This window comes from Pseudomonas fluorescens (assembly GCF_004683905.1).
GTDB lineage: Bacteria > Pseudomonadota > Gammaproteobacteria > Pseudomonadales > Pseudomonadaceae > Aquipseudomonas > Aquipseudomonas putida_A.
This window is the reverse complement of sequence record NZ_CP038438.1, coordinates 645,160-665,841: the sequence shown is the minus strand read 5'-3', so window position 1 is coordinate 665,841 and position 20,682 is coordinate 645,160. Positions and strand designations below refer to the sequence as shown.

Here is a 20,682-nt window from a genome sequence, read left to right as displayed (position 1 = left end):
GTATAGGGCTGCATCCAGACAGGCGATAATCACCGTTCATCAACATTCTGGTTTTAACCCATGCAATACGCGTTTCCCCTGCTGGCGATTTTCATCTGGGCCGGCAATACCGTGATCAACAAACTGGCGGTCGGGGCGATCTTCCCCGCCGAGATCGGTTTCTACCGCTGGCTGCTCGCCGGGCTGCTGTTCACCCCGTTCATGCTCAAAGCGGTGATCGCGCACTGGCCGCAGATCCGCCCGAACCTGGGCAAGATCTTCATCCTCGGCGTGCTCGGGATGGCGGTCTATCAAAGCCTCGCCTACTTCGCCGCGACGCTGACCACGGCGACCAACATGGGCATCATCCTGTCGCTGATGCCGCTGATGTCGCTGGCTATGGCAATCATCAGCCTCGGCCAGCGCCTGACTGCCGGTGCGCTGTTCGGCGCGGTGCTGTCGTTCGCCGGCGTGCTGGTGGTGGTGTCGTCCGGCAGCCTCGGCGCGCTGCTGCAACATGGAGTGAACCTGGGTGACGCGATGATGCTGATCGCCACCCTGGCCTACGCGATCTACAGCACCCTGCTGAAAAAATGGCAGCTGCGTTTGCCGCCGCTGGTGTTGCTGTACCTGCAGGTGCTGGTGGCGATTGTGGTGCTGTTTCCGCTGTACGCCGCCTCGCCGAAAACCGGCTTCACCGCGCAGAACATTCCGCTGGTGCTGTATGCGTGCCTGCTGGCCTCGATGCTCGCGCCGCTGGCGTGGATGCAGGCGGTGCAGCGTCTGGGGCCGAGCCGCACGACGTTGTTCTTTAACCTGCTGCCGCTGATTACCGCGCTGATTGCGGCGGTGGTGTTGAAGGAAGAGCTGGCGATGTATCACCTGGTGGGTGGGGTGTTGACGTTGGGTGGGGTGATTCTGTCGGAGCGCTGGACCACCGTTCTAGGCCGCAAACTCAGCGTTGCCTGATCTGGCCCTGTGGTGAGGGGATTTATCCCCGATGGGGCGCGAAGCGACCCCGCTATTTATCTCAAAACAAGGGCTGCTGCGCAGCCCATCGGGGATAAATCCCCTCGCCACAAAAGCAGGTTAAAGCCCGGCAGCCTTTAGCCGCGCCGCATGCTCGACAAACAACCGCACCGGATCCACGCCCTTCCCCACCAGCCCCAGCGACTGGTTGACGATGTCGAAGTGATCCAGCGGATAGTCGTCGCCAATCACCGTGCCGAGGTGCGAGCTGTAACGCCCGACCATCCCGTCACACTGCCCCGGCTCGCGCACGAAGGTTTTCGCGAACAAGCGGCAGCTGCGGTTGGTGCCGTCGAACAGGTTGCCACCGCGATCGGTTTTGCCCGGTTGCAACGTCCCCGACCACGAGTAATAACGCACGCCATTGACCTCTTCCGGCCCGTGACCGCCCCAGGTCTCGGGCAGGCCCTGTGGATAACGCTGATTGAACAGCGCCACGCCTTCGCTGGTCAGCGATTGATGCGAAGCGTGGATGTCCACCGGCAGTTTCGGCCCGTGATAACCGGTTTCCAGCAACGCCATCAGCCAGCCGACAAAACGCAACAGCACCTCCAGCACGCGGCCCTTGGCGCTGTTCGCCGGGTAGTGTTTCTGCAGATAGTCGGCCAGTTCAGAACCGTGATTGGGCCCGGCTACGGACGTTACCGAGGCAATCAAATCCGGTCGTTTGGCGGCGGCATAACGCGCGGTCAACGAGCCCTGGCTGTGGCCGAACAGATTGACCCTCGCGGCGCCGGTCTCGCGCAGAATCTCCTCGATGCGCGCCAGCAGTTGCTCGCCGCGCACCTCGGTGGAGTTGAGCGGCGATACCTGCACCGCAATCACCGTCGCCCCGCCACGGCGCAACGCCTTGATGATGCCGTACCAGTACGGATACAGCAGCAGCCGGATAAACCCGAGCATGCCCGGCACCAGCACCAGTGGATAACGTGTCGCCGAACTTTGTGACATGGGCAAACATCCTTGTGGTCGCTGAGTGGATGCCAGACGTGCAAAACGCCCGCCAAGCCTCCTCCCTGATGATGACAACTGCACCATCAGCCTACTTCAGGCCCACCACCCCCGCCACAATCAGCCCCACTGACAGCAGTTTGACCAGGGTCAGACTCTCGCCGAGCAGGGCAAAACCGAGAAACACCGTGCCCAGCGAGCCGATCGCCGTCCAGATCGGATAGGCGATGCTCACCGGCAACTCGCGCAGCGCCAACGTCAGGAAGTAAATCCCGCCAATCGCCGCCACCACCGTGATCAGCGACGGCCACAAGCGGGTGAAGCCTTCGGCGTACTTCATGCCCATGGCGAAAGTCACCTCGAAACCGGCGGCGATCAGCAAGAACAGCCAGGCCACTTAGAACGTCCGGACGAGGTCGAGCAAACGCTGCTCGGCCTCGGCCACTGATACCGCGAAGGTGCGCTCGGCCGACTCTTCGCCCTCAGCCGCGACCACGCTGACGTCGTTGATGCCGATAAAGCCCAGCGCGGTGCGCAACCATGGATCGGCATGGTTCAGTGCTTCCAGTTCGCCGCCGGGGCCGAAGCCGAACCCGCCGCGACTGGTGACGATCAGCGCTTTCTTGCCTTGCAGCAGCGGCGTGTACTGGGCCACGCCGTTGTCCAGGGTGTGGTCGAACGTCAGGCCCAGACGCACGATCTGATCGACCCACGCCTTGAGGCCGCTGGGTACGCTGAAGTTGTACATCGGCGTGGAAATCAGCAGCAGGTCATGCTCGAACAACTCGCCGACCAGTTGATCGCTGAGCGCCAGATCGGCCTGCATCGACAGCGGGCGTGCCTGCGGCTCAGGGTAAAACGCCGCCGCCACAAACGCTTCGTTGACCGCTGGAATCAGCGCCCGTCCGACTTCCCGGCGAGTGACTTGAGCCTGTGGATGGCGCACCTGCCAGGCGCTGAGAAAACTTTCTGCCAAACGCCGTGAGTGCGAACGATCACTGCGAGGGCTGGCATGGATCGCAAGAATCTTGCTCATCTGAATCTCCTTGGGACTAGACTTGAATGGCTGTGTAGCGCCAGATTGGCGCCGACCCGCCGCTGTCTCAAATGAGCAAAAATCAGTCGGGATGAATTTGTTTCATCCATGGAGTATTCAATGTTCGCCTCGTTGCCGCTGACCGCCCTGCGCGCCTTCGAATCCGCTTCGCGGCTGTTGAGCTTCAAGGCCGCTGCTGAAGAGCTGTCAGTCACACCGACGGCGATTTCCCATCAGATCCGAGCGCTGGAAGACTGGCTCGGCGTGGCGCTGTTCGAGCGTTTGCCGCGTCAGGTGCGCCTGACCGAAGGGGGCGAGCGGCTGTTTCGCAGCCTGCACGGGGCGCTGCTGGAAGTCGCGCAAAGCGTCGACACCCTGCGTCCGCAACGCAGCGGCAGCAACCTGACACTGTCGACCACCGCCGCGTTTGCCGCGCTGTGGCTGGTGCCGCGCCTCGGAAGGTTTTATGCGCAACACCCGAACATCAACGTGCGCCTCGATACCCACTGCGAAGTCATCGACCTGCATCAGGACGCCAGCGTCGATCTGGTGTTGCGCTACAGCCTCGACGACTACCCCAACCTTTACGGCTTGTGCCTGTTCGATGAGACCTTCGGCGTGTATGGCTCGCCGGAGCAGGTAGCTCTGGCCGCCCGACGCACACCGGCGCTGATCAGCGTGCGTTGGCACAACTCGAAGCTGTATGCCCATGGCTGGGAAGCGTGGTGCGCTCGCTCCGGCGAGTCGTGGCTGAACCAGCATCCGGCGATCCGTGAATACGACGAGGAGCATTACGCCCTGCAAGCAGCGATTGCCGGGCAAGGTCTGGTGCTGGCGAGCAATATTCTGGTGTCGCAGAGCGTCGCCAGTGGGTTGCTGGTGCCGTACAAGGGGCAGGTGCAAGTCGATGGTGCCGGATACAGCGCGCTGTGTGTGCCGGGACGGGAGCGGCATCCGCCGGTGCGGGCATTTTTTGCCTGGTTGCGCGAAGAAGCGCAGTTGTCCGGGCTGGTACCAAGGTCGCCGGAAATCTCATAAAACTTTTTGCGTCGCTCAGGACTCACAACTTGGGTAACCGATCACGCCTGTAGAGCGTGGCGCCATTGGATTAGCCTCCTGGAGATCAACATGAGCGACGACCTGCACTTGTCAGATGTCAAAACCCTGCGCGAACGTGCGCGACAACACGTCGAGAACGGCGCGGTAACCGAGAGCTACAGCGCCGACCGTGACGAGGTACTGCGCCTGCTCAATGAGTCGCTGGCCACCGAACTGGTCTGCGTGCTGCGTTACAAGCGTCACTACTTCATGGCCAACGGCGTGAAAGCCCACGTGGCCGCCGAAGAATTCCTCGAACATGCAACCCAGGAAGCGCAACACGCCGACCGTCTGGCCGAGCGCATCGTGCAACTGGGCGGCGAGCCGGAGTTCAATCCGGACCTGCTGTCGAAAATGTCCCACGCTCAATATGTGGCGGGGAACACCTTGAAGGAAATGGTCTACGAAGACCTTGTGGCCGAACGGATCGCCATCGACAGCTACCGCGAGATCATCCAGTACATCGGCGAGAAAGACCCGACCACCCGGCGCATCTTCGAAGACATCCTCGCGCAGGAAGAAGAGCACGCGGATGACATGGCCGACATTCTGAAAGACCTCTGAACCTTCGATACCGCTATCGCGAGCAGGCTCACTCCTACAAGTTTTGCGCTGTACTTGTAGGAGTGAGCCTGCTCGCGATGACGCTTTTACAGACGCTGAAGATTTACTTGGTTGGCTTGACGGTCACTGGCGCCTTGCCCGCCTTCATCTGCTCAAGCAGAGGCGCACACTGATTCGGCTCCCCGCCACTCGGCGCCACCAGCGCCAACAGCCCCGCCGCCGGTGCAGCAATCACGCCCAGCGCCACCATCCCCGCCCCGCGCAGCATCAACGGCACGGCCTTGACCCCGGCGTCCGGCTTGATGAACTTGCCGCGCACGTACAGCGGTGAACGCAGCGAAATCAGACGCCAGCCCTTGGACTCCGGTGTCACCGTCAGGTCCAATTGCTCGGTGGCCATGTTCGCGGTGCCGTCGATGTAGATGATCGCGTTCTCGGTATCGAACACAAACAGCCGTGTAGTCGCCAGGCCAGTCTTGATGTCGAAGTCCGCCGCCGCGCAGTTGATCTTCACTTCCTTGTCGCCAAAAATCTTGCCGACCACGTAGTTACCGACGTTGAGTCCCGCCAGCTCCATCAGTTCACGGCTGATCGCGCCGTCGTTGATCAGCATCTTCAACTGGCCATTGGCGCCGCCAAGCAGCTTGGCCACCGAGTTGCCGCGACCGCTGATATCAGCATCACCGTTGAGCTCACCGAAGCTGGTTTTCATCGGTTCGAAGGTCGGGAACAACTGCTTGAGCTTGAAGCCGCGCGCAGTCAGTTTGGCCCGGCCTTCCAGCGGTTCGGTGCGACCGTTGAGGCGGATCTGCGCGTCCAGATTGCCGCCGGCCACGCCGAAGCGCAGCGGTTCGAGGCTGAGTTCGCCGTCGTTGAGTTTCAGGTGGGTATAGAGGTCGGTGAACGGCAGCTTTTCGCTGTGGACGATGCGCTTGCCGGTGAACTCGACGTCGGCATCCATCGCGCGCCAGCGGTCGGTCTTGAATTCTTCCACCGGCAGCACTTTGTCGGTCGGCTGCTTGCTCTCGCCGCCGCGGGCCTTTTGCTTGTCATTCGAGTCGGCGCCGATCAGCGGCGCGAGGTCGGCGAACAGCAATTGATTGGACAGCAACGCTCCGCTCAGTTTGGGCCGTGGCTGGCTGGCGACGTAGGTCAGATCGCCGTGAATGTCACTGCCGCCGATCTTGCCGTTGAACTGTTCATAAGTGAATTTCGCACCGGCGGCGTCATGCAACTTGGCAATCAGATGACCGTCGGTGGAATACGGCGGCGTATCCGGCAGGGTCACGCCGGTCAGTGGATAGAGGTTGCCTAGGCTTGCGCCCGCCAATTTAAGACGCAGATCAAGAGCGCCAAGGTTCAGCGGGTCGGTCAAGGTGCCAGCGAGTTCGATGCTGGTGGCGCCGATCTTCGCCTGGGCCTGCAGCGGGAATGGCTTGTTCGCGTCCTGCAACGCCAGTAATCCGCCTATCTTGCCCTGGCCGGTAAGATTCTGACCGTGGTACTGGCCTTTGACCTTCAGCGCGAATGCATAGTCCTGCGGCGCGGCGCCCTTGTCCTGCGCGGTCTTCGCGGCTTTGGCGCCGACGATATCGCTGAACGGAATCGGTTTGCCCAGCGGATCGATCAACACGTCGAGATTAGTCTTGAGTGTCTGGTCATCCAGGGTGACGTGGCCCTTGTCGAAACCAATGGCTCCGATGTCCACCACCCAGTTCGACGGTTCGGCATTCGGGTCTTTCGGGTCGAACTTGAAGGTCCAGTTGGCGCGGCCATCGGCCAGGCGTTGCAGTTGCGCGTTGGGTTCGGTCAGGTCGATGCGCGGGATCGTCACCCGTTGCGCCAGCAGTGCCAGCGGCGAGATGCGTAGTTCCACACGTTTGAGCGTGACCATCTGCGGCTGCTTCGACCAATCCGGGTTGCCCAGCGTCAGGTCCTCAGCCACCACGTGCGGCCACGGCACCCAGGCCCGCCAGCCGCCCTCGTCCGGCTCACGCTGCCAGATCACCGCGAGGTTGCCATTGATGGCGAACGGACGATGCAATTCTTCCGAGACTTTGGCGTTGAGCGGCGGTTTGATCCGGTTCCAGTCGAAGAACACGATGATCAGAACCAGTACCGCCAACAGCAGTAAGAGGATGGCGAAGGTCCAACTGAAGATTTTTCCGGTGCGCGTCATGCACAAAACTCCTGATGACGACCGCACGCCGACTTCGCGACGCACAGCTGAAACGGCGGGCCAAAGCGGCCCTCATGAACTCTACGACTGGCAAACAGTGCGCAGGTTTAATCGGAATATAGATTCCGCGGCAAAAAATCGCCCGAATGCTGACCGATTGGTCGAACAGCGTTACCGCTGCCCGCACATTTGCGAGGCGCGAGTGAGTCGAAAATACCCACTGCGGTGCAAAACCACCGCCCGCAAATGCCCGAGCTAGAGCGCTTCCGCAGAACAATCAATTCTGTTGATTATTACCATTGCGTTTATGAACTTTTATATCGACTTATCGAGAGTAGCATTGGCTTCGTACCCACTTTATCGCCCTCCCAAGGAGCAACCCATCATGAAACGCCAATTACTGCTCAGCCTTACCCTGTCGATGCTAGCCAGCACCGCTTTTGCCCTGCCCGCTGCCGATCAGGCTACCCCACAAGTGAAATCCAGCCACTCGGTGTTCAGCCAGACTGTGGCGGCTGACGGCAGCGACCGTACTCCACAAGGTCAGACTCTGGCTGAAAACGGTCGTCATCGTCTGGAAGAAAAAGGTCTGGTTGAAGATGGCTACGACAAGACCCCACAAGGTCAAGCTGTAGCAGAAGGCGGCCGTGATCGCCTGGAACAGAAAGGTCTGGTTGAAGACGGCTATGACAAAACTCCACAAGGTCAGACCCTGGCTTCCGATGGCAGCGACCGTACTCCACAAGGCCAGACCCTGGCTGAAGACGGTTTCGATAAAACCCCACTGGGCCAAGCCGTTGCCGAAGGCGGTGGTGACCGTGTGATCGAACGCAACAGCGCTTTGAGCTAAGCCCATGGCGGCCTGGAAAAAAAGCCCAATCACCGGATTGGGCTTTTGACTTTTTCAGTACCGACAATCTGCGAAACCTTTTTTCCTGCTGACTTTTCCCCCTGCCGTTCGACGCCAGCAAAGCCGATTTGCTAGAGTGCGGCGCTTGTCCCGCTCAAGAAAACGCCTTTGCGATGCTGCCCCGCGCCGAACAGAAACAACAGACCCGCAACGCCCTGATGGACGCCGCCCGCCATTTGATGGAAAGCGGCCGAGGTTTCGGCAGCCTGAGCCTGCGCGAAGTGACCAAGACCGCCGGCATCGTGCCCACCGGTTTCTATCGGCATTTCGCTGACATGGACGAGCTGGGTCTGGTGCTGGTCAGTGAAGTCGGTCAGACCTTCCGCGAAACCATCCGCCTGGTACGCCACAATGAATTCGTCATGGGCGGGATCATCGATGCGTCGGTGCGGATCTTCCTCGACGTGGTCAGCGCCAACCGTTCGCAGTTCCTGTTTCTCGCTCGTGAGCAGTACGGCGGTTCGCAACCGGTACGTCAGGCGATTGGCCGTCTGCGCGAAAACATCAGCGCCGACCTCGCGGCCGACCTGACATTGATGCCCAAGTTGCAGCATCTGGACGCTGCCGGGCTGAGCGTAATCGCCGACCTGATCGTCAAATCGGTGTTCGCCACTCTGCCGGACATCATCGACCCGCCCGCCGAGGCCCTGCCGGAGCATCTGACGCCGCAGGCGAAGATCACCCAGCAATTGCGCTTCATCTTTATCGGCCTCAAGCACTGGCAAGGGTTGGGCAGTACCGAGTAATTCCCCTTTTTTCAAACCCAACACAAATCCCTGTGGGAGCGGGCTTGCTCGCGAAAGCGGTGGGTCAGTCACTTCATTGTTGACTGATGCACCGCTTTCGCGAGCAAGCTCGCTCCCACATTTGGTTCAGTGCCAAAGCCTCCATTTGGTGCATGTAAAAATCTTCACGCACCAAAACCTTCCAAAATTCTGCAACATCTTGAAACATCCTCTACGCTCCGACAGGGATTTCCTACATCTCGTCCGGTTGGCAAGCCCCTTGCTCTAGCCCTCCTACAAGTCCACTGCTGGAAGCTTTCCGATGCTGGTGATTCATCGCAGAATCGACCCTCAACCTGTCTGGTCCGCCGAGTTGCACCTGACCTTCGAAGCGCGGAGCAAAAGCCGTCTGCGCTGTTTCAGTGCCGATGGCGAAGACGTCGGGTTGTTTCTGGAGCGCGGTCAGGCACCGTTATATGACGGCGAATGCCTGCAGGCCGAGGACGGCCGCATCGTTCGCGTCTGCGCCCGCCCCGAGCAACTGCTGCACGTCACCTGCGCCAATGCCTTCGAACTGACCCGCGCCGCCTATCACCTCGGTAACCGCCACGTTGCCTTGCAAGTCGGCGATGGCTGGCTGCGTCTGCTCGATGATTACGTGCTCAAGGCCATGCTCGAACAGCTCGGCGCCCAGGTCGAGGCGATAGAAGCACCGTTCCAGCCGGAACACGGTGCCTACGGCGGCGGCCATCACCATTCGCGGCATGGCGACGAAGATTTCAACTACGCGCCCAAACTCCATCAGTTCGGCGTACGTCTGTGAATCCGGCCTGGGCGCTGTTGCGCCTGGCTAGTCCGCAACTGCCGATTGGCGGCTACAGCTATTCGCAAGGCCTGGAAATGGCGGTGGATAACGGCCGCGTGAACAACCCGGACAACGCCCGCCGCTGGATCAGCGATCAACTACTGCTCAACCTCGCCCGTTTTGAGGCGCCGCTGCTGCTGGCCCATTGTCAGGCCGCGGCCGAGGAAAACTGGCCCAAGTTGCTGCATCTCTGCGAAACCCACCGCGCCAGCCGCGAGACCCGCGAGTTGCATCTGGAGAGCCGGCAGATGGGCTACTCGCTGCAGCAATTGCTCAACGGTTTGCCGGAACTCGACGCGCCGGCCCGCAGCTTTCTTGAGCAATGCGCTGAACCGCACCTGGCCCTTGGCTGGGCACTCGCTGCCCGCGCCTGGCAGATCAGCCCACAGGACGCCCTCGCTGCGTGGCTATGGAGCTGGCTGGAAAACCAGCTCGCGGTACTGATGAAAACCCTGCCGCTGGGCCAGCAAGCCGCCCAGCGCCTGACCAGCGAACTGTTGCCGTTGCTGCAACAGGCGCAGCAGGACGCCACCCGCATCAATCCCGAACACATCGGCAGCGCCGCATTCGGCCTGTCTCTGGCGTGCATGGCGCATGAGCGCCAATACAGCCGTCTGTTTCGCTCTTAGGGCCTGTCATCTTGGAGAAGCACATGAACACACAACCCCTGCGCGTCGGCATCGGCGGCCCGGTCGGTTCCGGCAAGACTGCATTGACCCTGGCCCTGTGCCTGGCGTTGCGCGATCGCTACAACCTGGCCGTCGTTACCAACGACATCTACACCCGCGAAGACGCCGACTTTCTGGTGCGCAACGAAGCGCTGGCACCGGAGCGGATCATCGGCGTGGAAACCGGTGGCTGCCCGCACACGGCGATCCGCGAAGACGCTTCGATCAACCTCGAAGCCGTCGATCAACTGAACCGGCGCTTTCCGGGGCTGGACCTGATTCTGGTGGAATCCGGTGGCGACAACCTGTCGGCAACCTTCAGTCCGGAACTGTCGGACCTGACCATCTACGTGATCGACGTCTCCGCCGGCGACAAGCTGCCGCGCAAGGGCGGACCGGGGATCTGCAAGTCCGACCTGCTGGTGATCAACAAGATCGACCTGGCGCCGCTGGTCGGTGCTTCGCTGGAAATGATGGATAGCGACACCCAGCGCATGCGCAACGGCAAGCCATTCGTCTTCAGCAACCAGAAAACCGGCCAGGGCCTGGAAGAGATCATCGCCTTCATCGAGCGCCAGGGCCTGCTGAACGCCGCCTGATTCAATGACCAACAAGGAAGCTTATCCATGACACTCAAACGCATTCTCGGCGCCGTGGCGCTGCTGCTGACCCCGGCACTCGCCTTCGCCCACCCGGGCCACGGCGACAGCGGCTTGATCGCCGGCATCAGCCACCCGATCGGCGGCCTCGACCACTTGCTGGCGATGGTTGCAGTCGGCCTGTGGGCCGCGCAGCAGCAAGGCGCGGCACGCTGGGCGCTGCCCTGCACGTTTGTCGGCACCATGCTGATCGGCGGCATGCTCGGTTTTGAAGGGCTGGAGTTGCCGGTGCTGGAAAGCGGGATCGCCGCTTCGGTGCTGGCGCTGGGTCTGGCGGTGGCACTGGCGGTGCGTCCACCGCTGGTGATGGCGGTGGCGGCGACGGCGTTGTTTGCGCTGTTCCATGGTGTGGCGCATGGCCTGGAACTGCCGGACATGAGCAGCCCTTGGGCGTATGCCGCCGGTTTCGTCGCGGCGACTGCAGCGCTGCATGCGGCGGGTTATGGCCTGGTGCGCGTGTTGCCTCAGGCTGCTGCACCATTGGTGCGAGTGGCGGGGGCTGCTTCGGCGGTGACCGGTGCATGGTTGCTGGCCGGCTGATCTTTATCGCCTGAACCGGCCTCTTCGCGAGCAAGCCCGCTCCCACAGGTTTTGTGTACAGCACAATTCCAGTGTGGGAGCGGGCTTGCTCGCGAAAGCGGTCTGACAGACACCGCGTCTCTAAAGGACGCGGCTCTGCTACCATGTCGCGCAATCGCCCCAGCCGTGACGACGTCCGCCAATGCCCCATGCTTGCCGCTCCACCTCCCTGCCCGAATTGACCGCCCTGTTCAGCGATGTGCAACAGCACTTTCTGAACGTGATCGTGCCGCTCTGGCAAGGCCCGGGCTGGAACGCCGACATGGCGCTGCCCTACGAGGCACTCGACGCGGCGCATCAACCTTTGCCACCGCAACGCTATCGGGCGATGGCCTGCGCACGGCAGCTGTACCTGTTTTCCAGCCTGATCGGGGTTGTGGATAACGCCGAGGTGCGCGCCGCCGCGCTGTTCCGCTCGCTGCAACGGCATTTCCACGACGCCGAGCACGGCGGCTGGTTCTACAGCGTCGACGCGCAAGGCAAGCCGCTGGATCAGCGCAAAGACCTCTACACCCACGCTTTCATCCTGTTCGCCTGCGCCCATTACTGGGCCAAGTCCCGGGAGCCGCTGGTGGAATCCACGCTGAACGCCGCACTGGAAATCATCGGTCGGCGCTTCGCCACCGGTGACGGCCTGTACGAAGCGTGCCTGGACCGCGACTGGATCACCCTGCAAACCGGCCCGCTGCAAAACCCGCTGATGCACCTGGCCGAGGCGTTCCTCGCCACCCTCGAGGTACGCGAAGACGCGGCGACGCAGAAAGCGCTGGTCGAGTTATGCACAGCCATGCACAAGCAGTTCGTCGACCCGCAACATGGCGTGTTGATGGAAAAACCACTGGGGGCTGTGGATAACTGGTACGAGCCAGGGCATCAGTTCGAATGGTATTTCCTGCTTGAGTCTTCAGCCCTGCTGCGTGGTTCGAAACTGCACGCGGCGCTGGAGCGAGCCTTCGCTTTCACCGAGCAATTCGGCGTTGAACAGCCGTCCGGCGCCGTGCGGGCAATGCTCGATCTGGAACTGGACGGTCGCCCGAAAGATTCGACTCAGCGCATCTGGGCGCAGGCGGAATACCTGCGCGCCCTGACCTTGCGCCCGGACAGCGAAGCCACCGTGCTGCGCCAGTTGCAGGCGCTGCAGCAGCGTTTTCTGCACGCGGGCGGGTGGCATGAATGCCGAGATGAGCTGGGGGAGGTCAGCCGCAAGGACATGCCTTCAACGACGCCTTATCACTTGGCGACGTGCTACAGCGGGCTGGCTGAATATCTGCGTTGATTGAAAAATAGCTTTCGCGAGCAAGCCCGCTCCCACATGGGAATTTCGGCGAACACATAATCTGTGAACAGCCTGGATCCCTGTGGGAGCGGGCTTGCTCGCGAATAGCCGTTACACGGTCTCTAGGCAATCCACTTCTTGTCACCGGTAAAGCTGATCGTCAACCAGCGTGCCGCATCCGGCTCGCCGAGCTGCGCCGAGATTTCCTCCCGCAACACATCCAGCTGACCTACGCTGCTCAGCGCATAATCCGCCGGCAACACCACATGAATCTCGATAAACCGCGCCCGCCCGTGCTTCTGCACGTAGGTCACGTAATCATCGAAACCATGCTCGACCTTCGCCGCTTCCATGACCTGACGCACCTGATCATCCAGGGTGTCCGGTGCAATACCCAGTACATCACGCAGTGCCGGGCCGAGGATCTTGAACGCCGGTGGCAGCATGGTCAGCGCCAGCACGATCAGGATCAGCGGGTCGACAAACTTCGCCCACTCGTCAAAGCCCTGGGCCTTGAGCAGCAACGCGGCGAGAAAACTGATCAACAGGCCGACCGAAAGCATCGCGTCCACCAGCCAGCTGATGTTGTCGAACTGGATCAGGCTGGACTTGAGCTTGCGATTGCGCCGACGCACGTAGAAGAAGTAGGCGAACTCGACGACGGTGAACACCGCCGCATAAATGATCACCAAGCCCAGCTCGATCTCGCGGCCGCCGTTGATGATGCCGAACACACCGTTGAGAAACGCATAGATCGCGATCAACAGCAGGAAGCTGCCTTCGATCAGCAGCACCATAGGCTCCAGATGCCAGAAACCGAACTGGAAGCGGTGATTGCTCTCTTTGGCGATCAGCCGGGCGGTGATCAGCATCAGCACTTTGATGAACGTTGCGATCAGCGAGAAAAAACCATCGAAAAGGATGGATTGCGAACCTGAAACAAAACCGGTGACGATCCCGGCAATCGACACCGCGAACATCAGGATGGTCGATTGTTTGAGCAGTGACTGCTCACCTCGGTTACTCACTTTAACTCCTCGAAAACCTTGAAAACCGCAGGGTGCGGTGGGGTTGTTGCGAGGAGAGTTTACCTTATCGGTATTTATTGCCTGTGACGGCCCCTTCGCGAGCAAGCTCGCTCCCACATGAGACCGCGATCAAATGTGGGAGCGAGCTTGCTCGCGAATGGCCTCAACGCGGTGTCAGGCCTTGTTACGCTCAATCGCAAACCCCGCCCAGGTCTGGCTCACCGGCATCAGCTCCAGGCTGTTGATGTTGATGTGCGCCGGGGCGTTGAGCACCCAGAAGATGGTCTCGGCGATGTCCTGCGGCTGGATCGGCTCAGCACCGGCGTAAGTGGCGTTGTAGCGTTCCTGGTCACCGGCAAAGCGCACCAGCGAGAACTCGCTTTCGCACAGACCCGGCTCGATGTTGCTGACACGCACGCCAGTGCCCTGCAGGTCGCAACGCAGGTTCAGCGAGAATTGCTTAACGAACGCCTTGGTCGCGCCATACACGTGGCTGCCCGGGTACGGGTAGTTGCCGGCGATGGAGCCGAGGTTGACGATACCGGCGCCACGGCCGTGAGCGATCAAACGCGGCAGCAGCAGACGAGTGCTGTACATCAGGCCCTTGACGTTGGTGTCGACCATGGTGTCCCAGTCGTCGAGGTCGCATTTGGGTGCCGGATCGACGCCCAGCGCCAGCCCGGCGTTGTTGATCAGGCCACGCAGCTTGGCGAACGACGGCGGCAGATTGGCAATTGCCTCTTCCATCGCCTTGCGGTCACGCACGTCGAGCACCAGACCATGCACTTCAGTCTGCTTCGACAACTCGGCGCACAGCGCGTCGAGACGTTCTGCACGACGGCCGGTCAACACCAGTTTCCAGCCAGCCTCGGCGAAACGACGGGCACAGGCTTCACCAAAACCGGAGGTTGCGCCGGTAATAAACAGGGTGTTGGACATCGTGTTCTCCTTGCGTCGGCCGCCAGCGCAGCCATTGGAATAGAAAATCAGCAGCCAGCATGCCCGGCCCGGCATTTACGAGCAACACCCGCACCGGGACAACTTCCGATCAAATTTTGATCAACCGTCGCTACGCCATACCTGCCGTGGCCTGTAGCCATGTGCACGCATGTTATCCACAGTCCCTTCCACAGTTTCCGGGGGCAAGTAGAACCGCGCAAAGCCGCGCCATACAAGGCTTTGCGCGGGAAACAGAAAGTTTTTTGCTTGACCCTGAAGCCGCTGTTGTGCCGGAGATGGCATTTTGCACGACCGGACAGTCAGTGCAGTGATTGCGCGAGGCCAGTAATTACGGCCCTCAGCGGAGTCTTTCCAGAGTTTAGTCACAGACTTATCCACAGGCTTGCTCACACGTAATTGTCTCCACAGCACACCCTAGAAAAAGGTTGACAACAGCGTCTTCAGCTCCAGCAAAAACGCCTGATCAAAAAGCGATCACCAGCCTGAAAGCCACGGAACACAAGGGCTTCAGCCAGCTACTCCCACGTTATTCACAGCCAGCTCCACAGTAAACGGGGACAAGTCAAAACTGTGGAAAAACAGCCATTTGCAGCGTCTATATGTCGCGCTTTGGCAGCTATGGGAATTTGTTTTCCACAATTCTGAAATCTGGCGCAGATCAACTGTGGGAGCGGGCTTGCTCGCGAAGAGGATGTGTCATAAAACACGGCGTTATCTGACACACCCTCTTCGCGAGCAAGCCCGCTCCCACAAGGGATTTGTGCGGGACTTGGGATGTAAAAAGCCCCGGGACTTTCGTCGCGGGGCTTTGTGGACAACTCAAGCAGAATCAGTGCCCGCCCAGGTAAGCGTTACGCACCTCCTCATTCACCAACAACTCCTTACCGGTACCGGTCAGACGAATCTCGCCGTTGACCATCACGTACGCCCGATCCGACAGCTTCAACGCATGGTTGGCGTTCTGCTCGACGAGGAAAATGGTCATGCCGGTTTTCGCCAGTTCCCGCAGGGTGGCGAAGATCTGCTTCACCACGATCGGCGCCAGGCCCAGGCTCGGTTCATCGAGCAACAACAGCTTCGGCCGGCTCATCAGCGCACGGGCAATGGCGAGCATCTGCTGCTCGCCGCCGGACATGGTCATCGCCCGCTGAGTGCGGCGCTCTTCGAGCCGCGGGAACAGCTCGAACATGCGCTGCATATCCTCCTTGGCATATTTGTCGCCGATCGGGATGGTACCCATCAGCAGGTTCTCCTCGACGGTCATGTCGGGGAACACCCGCCGCCCTTCCGGCGACTGCGCGATGCCGTTGGAGGCGATGTAGTGCGAGGACTTGTGGGTGATGTCGACGCCTTGATAGAGGATCTGCCCACCCGCCGCGCGCGGCTGGCCGAAGATCGACATCAGCAGGGTCGATTTACCCGCGCCGTTGGAGCCGATCAGGCTGACGGTCTCGCCTTCGTTGATCTGCAGCGACACGCCCTTGAGGGCCTGGATCGGGCCGTAGAACACGTCCAGGTCTTTGAGTTCGAGGATCGGTTTGCTCATACCAGCTCCTCTTCGTCGGCGCCCAGGTAGGCGGCAATCACTTTCGGATCGTTGCGAATGGCTTCAGGCCCGCCTTCGGCGATGACCACGCCGTGATCCAGCACCACGATGTGGTCGGAAATGCTCATGACCATGCCCATGTCGTGTTCGATCAGCACCACGGTCAGATCGTGCTCGTCGCGCAGCAGCCGGATCATCGCGCTCAGCGCTTCGGTTTCCTGAGGGTTGAGGCCAGCAGCCGGTTCGTCGAGGCAGATGATCTGCGGCCGCGTGCACATGGCCCGGGCGATTTCCAGACGGCGTTGCTGGCCGTAGGACAGTTCACCGGCCAGACGGTTGGCGCAGTCCACCAGATCGACCACTTCCAGCCAGTAGAACGCGCAGTCCAGCGCATCACTTTCGGCCTTGCGGTAGCCCTTGGTGTTGAGGATGCCGGCGAGCATGTTGCGGTTGACCCACATGTGCTGCGCCACCAGCAGGTTCTCCAGCACCGACATTTCCTTGAACAGGCGAATGTTCTGGAAGGTCCGGGCCAGGCCGGCGCGGTTCACCAAATGGGTGCCGCCGAACATCTTGTAGTACAGGCGACTGAGGAAGCTTTTCGGCGAGACGAAGTCGGTCGGTTTGAACGACTCGCCCAGCAGCTGGATGACGTTAGTCTGCTTGCCGCGCACGTTGAGTTCGATCTTGCCGCCGGAGGCCTTGTAGAACCCGGTCAGGCAGTTGAACACCGTGGTCTTGCCGGCGCCGTTGGGGCCGATCAGGGCGAAGATCGAGTTGCGTTTGACCTTGAGGCTGACATCGCTCAGGGCCTTGATGCCACCGAAGTGCATCATCAGTTTTTCCACAGAGAGTACGACTTCACTCATGGCGCAGTCCTCTCATAGTGAATGGCACCTTTACGTGGAGTGACCCCGGTACGGCTGATGCGAATCAGCCCGCGAGGTCGCCAGATCATCATCAACACCATCAGGATGCCGAACAGCAGCACGCGGTATTCAGCGAAGCCGCGCAGCAGTTCCGGAGCAACCGTCAACACGAATGCCGCAATCACCACGCCGATGGTCGAGCCCATGCCGCCGAGCACGACGATGGCGAGGATCAGCGCCGATTCGAAGAAGGTGAACGAGGTCGGGTTGACGAAGCCTTGATAGGTGGCGAAAAACACCCCGGCCAGGCCCGCGGTCGATGCGCCGATGGTGAACGCCGAAAGCTTGACCAGTACGTGGTTGAGGCCCATCGAGCGGCAGGCGATTTCATCTTCGCGCAGGGCTTCCCAAGCGCGACCCACCGGCATTTTCACCAGACGATGCTTGATGTACAGCACGGCCAGTACCACCAGGAACAAAACCGTGTAGATGAAGTAATACTTCACGTCCGGGTTGTAGGCGATGCCGAAGAACTCATGGAACGGCACCCCGCCATCCTTGGCCCGCTTGCCGAATTCCAGACCGAAGAAGGTCGGCAATGGCGCCGGCATGCCGTTCGGCCCGCCGGTCAGCGACAGCCAGTTGTTAAGGATCAGGCGAATGATTTCACCGAAGCCCAGGGTCACGATCGCCAGATAGTCGCCGTGCAGACGCAGCACCGGGAAACCGAGGATGCAGCCGGCCAAACCGGCAGTGATTGCCGCCAGTGGCAGCACGGTCCAGAAGCCCAGCCCGAGGTATTGATAACCCAGCGCCAGACCATAGGCGCCGATGGCGTAAAAAGCCACGTAACCGAGATCGAGCAGACCGGCCAGCCCGACCACAATGTTCAGCCCCAGACCCAGCAGCACGTAGATCAGCCCGAGGATGACCACGCCCAGCAGGTACGAGTTGGAGACAAACGGCACAATCACCGCCAGCACAATCAACAGCGGAATGATCCAGCGCAGGCGTGATTTGTGATCGGCAGGCAGCACATGCACACCGGAGCCGGTGCTCTCGAATCCATCGAGAATCTTCAGGCCCTTGGGCGTCTGCAGAAACAGGCTCAAGGCAAAGCGGCCGATCATGACAATGCCGATGATCCACGCCACGCGGGTTGGTTCGAGGTTGAAGCTGTAGCCTTCGAGCACGACGCCGACAATCGGACCGAACACGATCAGGGCAATCAGGCCGGCCAGAATCGCCTCAACCAGACTTTTTTTGATATCGATGGATTTTTGGGTGGTTGAAGACATCGCTTACACCTTCGACACAAGAGGACGGCCCAACAGGCCCTGAGGCCGGAAGACCAGAACAAGTACGAGCAGCGAGAAGCTGAACACGTCTTTGTAGTCGGAGTTGACCAGGCCCGAGAACAGCGACTCGGAGATGCCGAGAATGATCCCGCCGAGCATCGCGCCGGGCAGTGAGCCGATCCCGCCAAGCACGGCGGCGGTGAACGCCTTGATGCCGATGACGAAGCCTGCGTAGAAGTCGAACGTGCCGTAGTTCATGGTGATCAGCACGCCGGCCAGCGCCGCCATCGCTGCACCGATGATGAACACGTAGGAAATCACCCGGTCGGTGTTGATCCCGAGGATCGAGGCCATCTTGCGGTCTTGCTGGGTGGCGCGGCACATGCGGCCGAGCTTGGTGTACTTGATCACGTAGGTCAGCAGGCCCATGCCGACAAATGCGGCGACCAGAATGAAGATCTTGGTGTAGGTCAGTTGGACGAAACCGCTGCCGACGTCGATGCGCCAGGCACCGGTGAGCAGCGTCGGAACACCCTGTTGACGGGCGCCCTGGCTGATCTGGGCGTAGTTCTGCAGGATCAGCGAGATACCGATGGCACTGATCAACGGTGCCAGTCGGGTGGAGTTGCGCAGAGGTTTGTAGGCGACGCGTTCGATTACCCAGCCATAGACGCCGGTGACGACGATGGTGAAAACCAGCGTGCCGAGCATCAACAGCGGGAAGGATTCGATACCGAAGTAAGCCAGCAGAGCCAGACTGATTGCCGCGAGGTACGCGGAAATCATGTAAACCTCGCCGTGGGCGAAGTTGATCATGCCGATGATGCCGTAGACCATTGTGTAGCCGATGGCGATCAGGCCATAGACCGACCCGAGGGTCAGGCCATTGACCAGTTGCTGCAGGAAAATACCATCCATAACGCAATCTCACGCAATGAGAACCTGCCCACCGGAGCGGGCGGTTCTTCTAGGAAAAATACAGATTTACGTCGGAGCAATGCAGACACGTTCCCCCGGAACACCATCGCCTCCTGTGGGAGCGGGCTTGCTCGCGAAAGCGGTGTATCAGCTACCGTTGATGGCGACTGACATCCCGCATTCGCGAGCAAGCCCGCTCCCACAGGGGTTCATGGTGTTCGGATGATCACGTCAGCCCTTACTTCTGTTTTTCCAGCTGATGGTATTTGCCGTCCTTGTCCCACTGGTAAACCACGTAGTCAGAGACTTTCAGGTCGCCCTTCTTGTCCCAGGCTTTCTCGCCCATGACGGTTTTCACCGGGTTGGCCTTGAGCCACTCGGCGGCTTTTTCGCCACTGTTGGACTTGGCGCCGTTGAAGGCGGCCGCCAGGGTCTGAACCGACGCGTACGCGTACAGGGTGTAGCCTTCAGGCTCGGTGCCGGCCTTGCGGAACGCGTCCACTACCGTCTTGCTGTCTGGCAGCAGGCGAGGGTCGGCGCCGAAGGTCATCAGCACGCCGTCAACGTATTGCGGGCCACCGGCGGTGGTCACCAGTTCGTCGGTGACGATGCCGTCATCAGACATGAACTTGACGTCTTTCAGGCCTTCGGTACGCAGTTGCTTGACCAGCGGGCCGGCTTCCGGGTGCAGGCCGCCGAAGTAGACCACGTCGGCACCGGCTGCACGAATCTTGGTGACCACAGCGCTGAAGTCTTTCTCGCCGCGGGTCAGGCCTTCATACAGCACCGGCTTCACGCCACGTTTTTCCAGTTGAGCCTTGGTCGCATCGGCCAGGCCCTGACCGTAGGTGTCCTTGTCGTGCAGCACGGCGACCTTCTTGCCCTTGAGCACGTCGACGATGTAGTCGCCCGCGACGATGCCTTGCTGGTCGTCACGCCCGCACATACGGAACATGGCGCTCAGGCCGCGCTCGGTCACTTGCGGGTTGGTGGAACCCGGGGTGATCGCGATAACGCCGGCTTCGTCGTAGATTTCCGAGGCGGGGATGGTGGAAGAGGAGCAGAAGTGACCGACCACGCCGGCTACCTTCTGGTTGACCAGATCCTTGGCGACTGTCACTGCCTGTTTCGGTTCGCAGGCGTCATCGCCCTTGACCAGTACGATTTTCTCGCCGTTGACGCCGCCTGCCGCGTTGACTGCGTCCGCCGCTGCCTGTGCACCCTTCATGTACTGCTCGCCAAATGCCGCGTTGGCGCCAGTCATCGGACCCGCTACACCGATTTTCACATCAGCTTGAGCAAACGCAGAAACACCCAACGCAGTAGCTACTGCGAGGGCCAGAAAGCCTTTCTTGTAAAACGTCTGGGACATGAGGTGGTGCTCCAAGGTTTTTTTTAGTTGGCACTGCGACTTCACTTCACTGAATGCTCTGAGCAAGCGCCGTGCCATCGGTTTTTTATTCTTCAAAAAGTCGCTGCTTTCTTGTTATTTCGACTGTTTCGTTCCCATTTTCATTGGGCGTGCAACCGTCTAAACCGCGGAAG

21 protein-coding genes are annotated in these 20,682 nt (G+C 60.5%); 10 read left to right on the top strand and 11 right to left on the bottom strand.

Annotation, left to right across the window (positions count from 1 at the left end):
* The first annotated feature begins 60 nt into the window (after positions 1–60).
* The gene (locus tag E4T63_RS02975; protein ID WP_027613549.1) at positions 61–948 is read left to right on the top strand and encodes a DMT family transporter; all 888 of its coding nucleotides are present in this window, start codon (positions 61–63) and stop codon (positions 946–948) included.
* Between the two features lie 120 nt (positions 949–1,068).
* On the opposite strand, the gene E4T63_RS02970 is transcribed toward E4T63_RS02975, so the two are convergent.
* The 3 genes from E4T63_RS02970 to E4T63_RS02960 form a co-directional block, all read right to left on the bottom strand.
* Positions 1,069–1,959: an esterase/lipase family protein gene (locus tag E4T63_RS02970; RefSeq protein ID WP_135294854.1), complete on the bottom strand. Its 891-nt coding sequence runs from the start codon at positions 1,957–1,959 to the stop codon at positions 1,069–1,071.
* A gap of 91 nt (positions 1,960–2,050) precedes the next feature.
* Complete coding sequence (locus E4T63_RS02965) at positions 2,051–2,356, bottom strand: DMT family transporter (RefSeq protein ID WP_135294853.1); 306 nt, start codon at positions 2,354–2,356, stop codon at positions 2,051–2,053.
* Positions 2,357–2,995, bottom strand: a complete 639-nt coding sequence (locus tag E4T63_RS02960; RefSeq protein WP_135294852.1) for an FMN-dependent NADH-azoreductase — start codon at positions 2,993–2,995, stop codon at positions 2,357–2,359.
* 108 nt (positions 2,996–3,103) lie between these two features.
* On the opposite strand from E4T63_RS02960, the gene E4T63_RS02955 reads away from it, so the two are divergent.
* Entirely contained in the window at positions 3,104–4,033 is a 930-nt protein-coding gene (locus E4T63_RS02955) for a LysR substrate-binding domain-containing protein (protein ID WP_167797059.1), read from the top strand.
* A gap of 90 nt (positions 4,034–4,123) precedes the next feature.
* Positions 4,124–4,657: a ferritin-like domain-containing protein gene (locus tag E4T63_RS02950; protein WP_027613544.1), complete on the top strand. Its 534-nt coding sequence runs from the start codon at positions 4,124–4,126 to the stop codon at positions 4,655–4,657.
* A 103-nt stretch (positions 4,658–4,760) separates the two neighbouring features.
* Here E4T63_RS02950 and E4T63_RS02945 read toward each other — a convergent pair whose 3' ends face one another.
* The gene (locus E4T63_RS02945; RefSeq protein WP_135294851.1) at positions 4,761–6,836 is read right to left on the bottom strand and encodes an AsmA family protein; all 2,076 of its coding nucleotides are present in this window, start codon (positions 6,834–6,836) and stop codon (positions 4,761–4,763) included.
* 385 nt (positions 6,837–7,221) lie between these two features.
* Between E4T63_RS02945 and E4T63_RS02940 the strand changes: the two genes are divergently transcribed.
* From E4T63_RS02940 to E4T63_RS02910, 7 genes are all read left to right on the top strand, one after another.
* The gene (locus E4T63_RS02940) at positions 7,222–7,686 is read left to right on the top strand and encodes a hypothetical protein (protein WP_098966970.1); all 465 of its coding nucleotides are present in this window, start codon (positions 7,222–7,224) and stop codon (positions 7,684–7,686) included.
* Between the two features lie 173 nt (positions 7,687–7,859).
* Positions 7,860–8,492: a TetR family transcriptional regulator gene (locus tag E4T63_RS02935; protein ID WP_027613541.1), complete on the top strand. Its 633-nt coding sequence runs from the start codon at positions 7,860–7,862 to the stop codon at positions 8,490–8,492.
* A 301-nt stretch (positions 8,493–8,793) separates the two neighbouring features.
* Complete coding sequence (ureE, locus tag E4T63_RS02930; protein WP_003221180.1) at positions 8,794–9,294, top strand: urease accessory protein UreE; 501 nt, start codon at positions 8,794–8,796, stop codon at positions 9,292–9,294.
* Positions 9,291–9,965 (top strand): urease accessory protein UreF, encoded by a 675-nt coding sequence (locus tag E4T63_RS02925; RefSeq protein ID WP_098966968.1) that lies wholly within the window; start codon positions 9,291–9,293, stop codon positions 9,963–9,965. The genes ureE and E4T63_RS02925 overlap by 4 nt, the downstream gene beginning before the upstream one ends.
* 23 nt (positions 9,966–9,988) lie before the next feature.
* Entirely contained in the window at positions 9,989–10,603 is a 615-nt protein-coding gene (gene ureG / locus E4T63_RS02920; RefSeq protein ID WP_007966946.1) for an urease accessory protein UreG, read from the top strand.
* Between the two features lie 27 nt (positions 10,604–10,630).
* A complete protein-coding gene (locus E4T63_RS02915; protein WP_135294850.1) occupies positions 10,631–11,203 on the top strand; it encodes a HupE/UreJ family protein in 573 nt (190 codons plus the stop codon).
* Positions 11,204–11,384: 181 nt separating this feature from the next.
* Entirely contained in the window at positions 11,385–12,518 is a 1,134-nt protein-coding gene (locus E4T63_RS02910) for an AGE family epimerase/isomerase (protein ID WP_135294849.1), read from the top strand.
* Positions 12,519–12,640: 122 nt separating this feature from the next.
* Here E4T63_RS02910 and E4T63_RS02905 read toward each other — a convergent pair whose 3' ends face one another.
* From E4T63_RS02905 to E4T63_RS02865, 7 genes are all read right to left on the bottom strand, one after another.
* The gene (locus E4T63_RS02905; RefSeq protein ID WP_135294848.1) at positions 12,641–13,546 is read right to left on the bottom strand and encodes a cation diffusion facilitator family transporter; all 906 of its coding nucleotides are present in this window, start codon (positions 13,544–13,546) and stop codon (positions 12,641–12,643) included.
* A gap of 174 nt (positions 13,547–13,720) precedes the next feature.
* On the bottom strand, positions 13,721–14,485 hold the full coding sequence (locus E4T63_RS02895) for an SDR family oxidoreductase (protein WP_027613536.1): 765 nt from the start codon (positions 14,483–14,485) through the stop codon (positions 13,721–13,723).
* A gap of 850 nt (positions 14,486–15,335) precedes the next feature.
* Positions 15,336–16,052, bottom strand: a complete 717-nt coding sequence (locus tag E4T63_RS02885; RefSeq protein ID WP_047600666.1) for an ABC transporter ATP-binding protein — start codon at positions 16,050–16,052, stop codon at positions 15,336–15,338.
* Positions 16,049–16,921, bottom strand: a complete 873-nt coding sequence (locus tag E4T63_RS02880; RefSeq protein WP_027613534.1) for an ABC transporter ATP-binding protein — start codon at positions 16,919–16,921, stop codon at positions 16,049–16,051. Before E4T63_RS02880 ends, E4T63_RS02885 begins: the two co-directional genes overlap by 4 nt.
* Positions 16,918–18,219 carry a high-affinity branched-chain amino acid ABC transporter permease LivM gene (gene livM, locus E4T63_RS02875; RefSeq protein WP_135294846.1) on the bottom strand — a complete coding sequence of 434 codons (1,302 nt, stop codon included), beginning with the start codon at positions 18,217–18,219 and terminating at the stop codon, positions 16,918–16,920. Before livM ends, E4T63_RS02880 begins: the two co-directional genes overlap by 4 nt.
* 3 nt (positions 18,220–18,222) lie before the next feature.
* Entirely contained in the window at positions 18,223–19,137 is a 915-nt protein-coding gene (locus E4T63_RS02870) for an ABC transporter permease subunit (RefSeq protein ID WP_027613532.1), read from the bottom strand.
* Positions 19,138–19,375: 238 nt separating this feature from the next.
* A complete protein-coding gene (locus E4T63_RS02865; protein ID WP_027613531.1) occupies positions 19,376–20,509 on the bottom strand; it encodes an ABC transporter substrate-binding protein in 1,134 nt (377 codons plus the stop codon).
* Positions 20,510–20,682: the final 173 nt, after the last annotated feature.

Bases quoted from the DNA above. Each gene is read 5' to 3' on its own strand.
- E4T63_RS02975 (WP_027613549.1), top strand. From the start codon at position 61: ATGCAATACGCGTTTCCCCTGCTGGCGATTTTCATCTGGGCCGGCAAT.
- E4T63_RS02945 (WP_135294851.1), bottom strand. From the start codon at position 6,836: ATGACGCGCACCGGAAAAATCTTCAGTTGGACCTTCGCCATCCTCTTA.
- E4T63_RS02870 (WP_027613532.1), bottom strand. From the start codon at position 19,137: ATGGATGGTATTTTCCTGCAGCAACTGGTCAATGGCCTGACCCTCGGG.
- E4T63_RS02940 (WP_098966970.1), top strand. From the start codon at position 7,222: ATGAAACGCCAATTACTGCTCAGCCTTACCCTGTCGATGCTAGCCAGC.
- E4T63_RS02880 (WP_027613534.1), bottom strand. From the start codon at position 16,921: ATGAGTGAAGTCGTACTCTCTGTGGAAAAACTGATGATGCACTTCGGT.
- E4T63_RS02915 (WP_135294850.1), top strand. From the start codon at position 10,631: ATGACACTCAAACGCATTCTCGGCGCCGTGGCGCTGCTGCTGACCCCG.
- E4T63_RS02960 (WP_135294852.1), bottom strand. From the start codon at position 2,995: ATGAGCAAGATTCTTGCGATCCATGCCAGCCCTCGCAGTGATCGTTCG.
- E4T63_RS02885 (WP_047600666.1), bottom strand. From the start codon at position 16,052: ATGAGCAAACCGATCCTCGAACTCAAAGACCTGGACGTGTTCTACGGC.
- E4T63_RS02935 (WP_027613541.1), top strand. From the start codon at position 7,860: ATGCTGCCCCGCGCCGAACAGAAACAACAGACCCGCAACGCCCTGATG.
- E4T63_RS02970 (WP_135294854.1), bottom strand. From the start codon at position 1,959: ATGTCACAAAGTTCGGCGACACGTTATCCACTGGTGCTGGTGCCGGGC.
- ureG (WP_007966946.1), top strand. From the start codon at position 9,989: ATGAACACACAACCCCTGCGCGTCGGCATCGGCGGCCCGGTCGGTTCC.
- E4T63_RS02895 (WP_027613536.1), bottom strand. From the start codon at position 14,485: ATGTCCAACACCCTGTTTATTACCGGCGCAACCTCCGGTTTTGGTGAA.
- ureE (WP_003221180.1), top strand. From the start codon at position 8,794: ATGCTGGTGATTCATCGCAGAATCGACCCTCAACCTGTCTGGTCCGCC.
- E4T63_RS02910 (WP_135294849.1), top strand. From the start codon at position 11,385: ATGCCCCATGCTTGCCGCTCCACCTCCCTGCCCGAATTGACCGCCCTG.
- E4T63_RS02950 (WP_027613544.1), top strand. From the start codon at position 4,124: ATGAGCGACGACCTGCACTTGTCAGATGTCAAAACCCTGCGCGAACGT.
- E4T63_RS02865 (WP_027613531.1), bottom strand. From the start codon at position 20,509: ATGTCCCAGACGTTTTACAAGAAAGGCTTTCTGGCCCTCGCAGTAGCT.
- livM (WP_135294846.1), bottom strand. From the start codon at position 18,219: ATGTCTTCAACCACCCAAAAATCCATCGATATCAAAAAAAGTCTGGTT.
- E4T63_RS02955 (WP_167797059.1), top strand. From the start codon at position 3,104: ATGGAGTATTCAATGTTCGCCTCGTTGCCGCTGACCGCCCTGCGCGCC.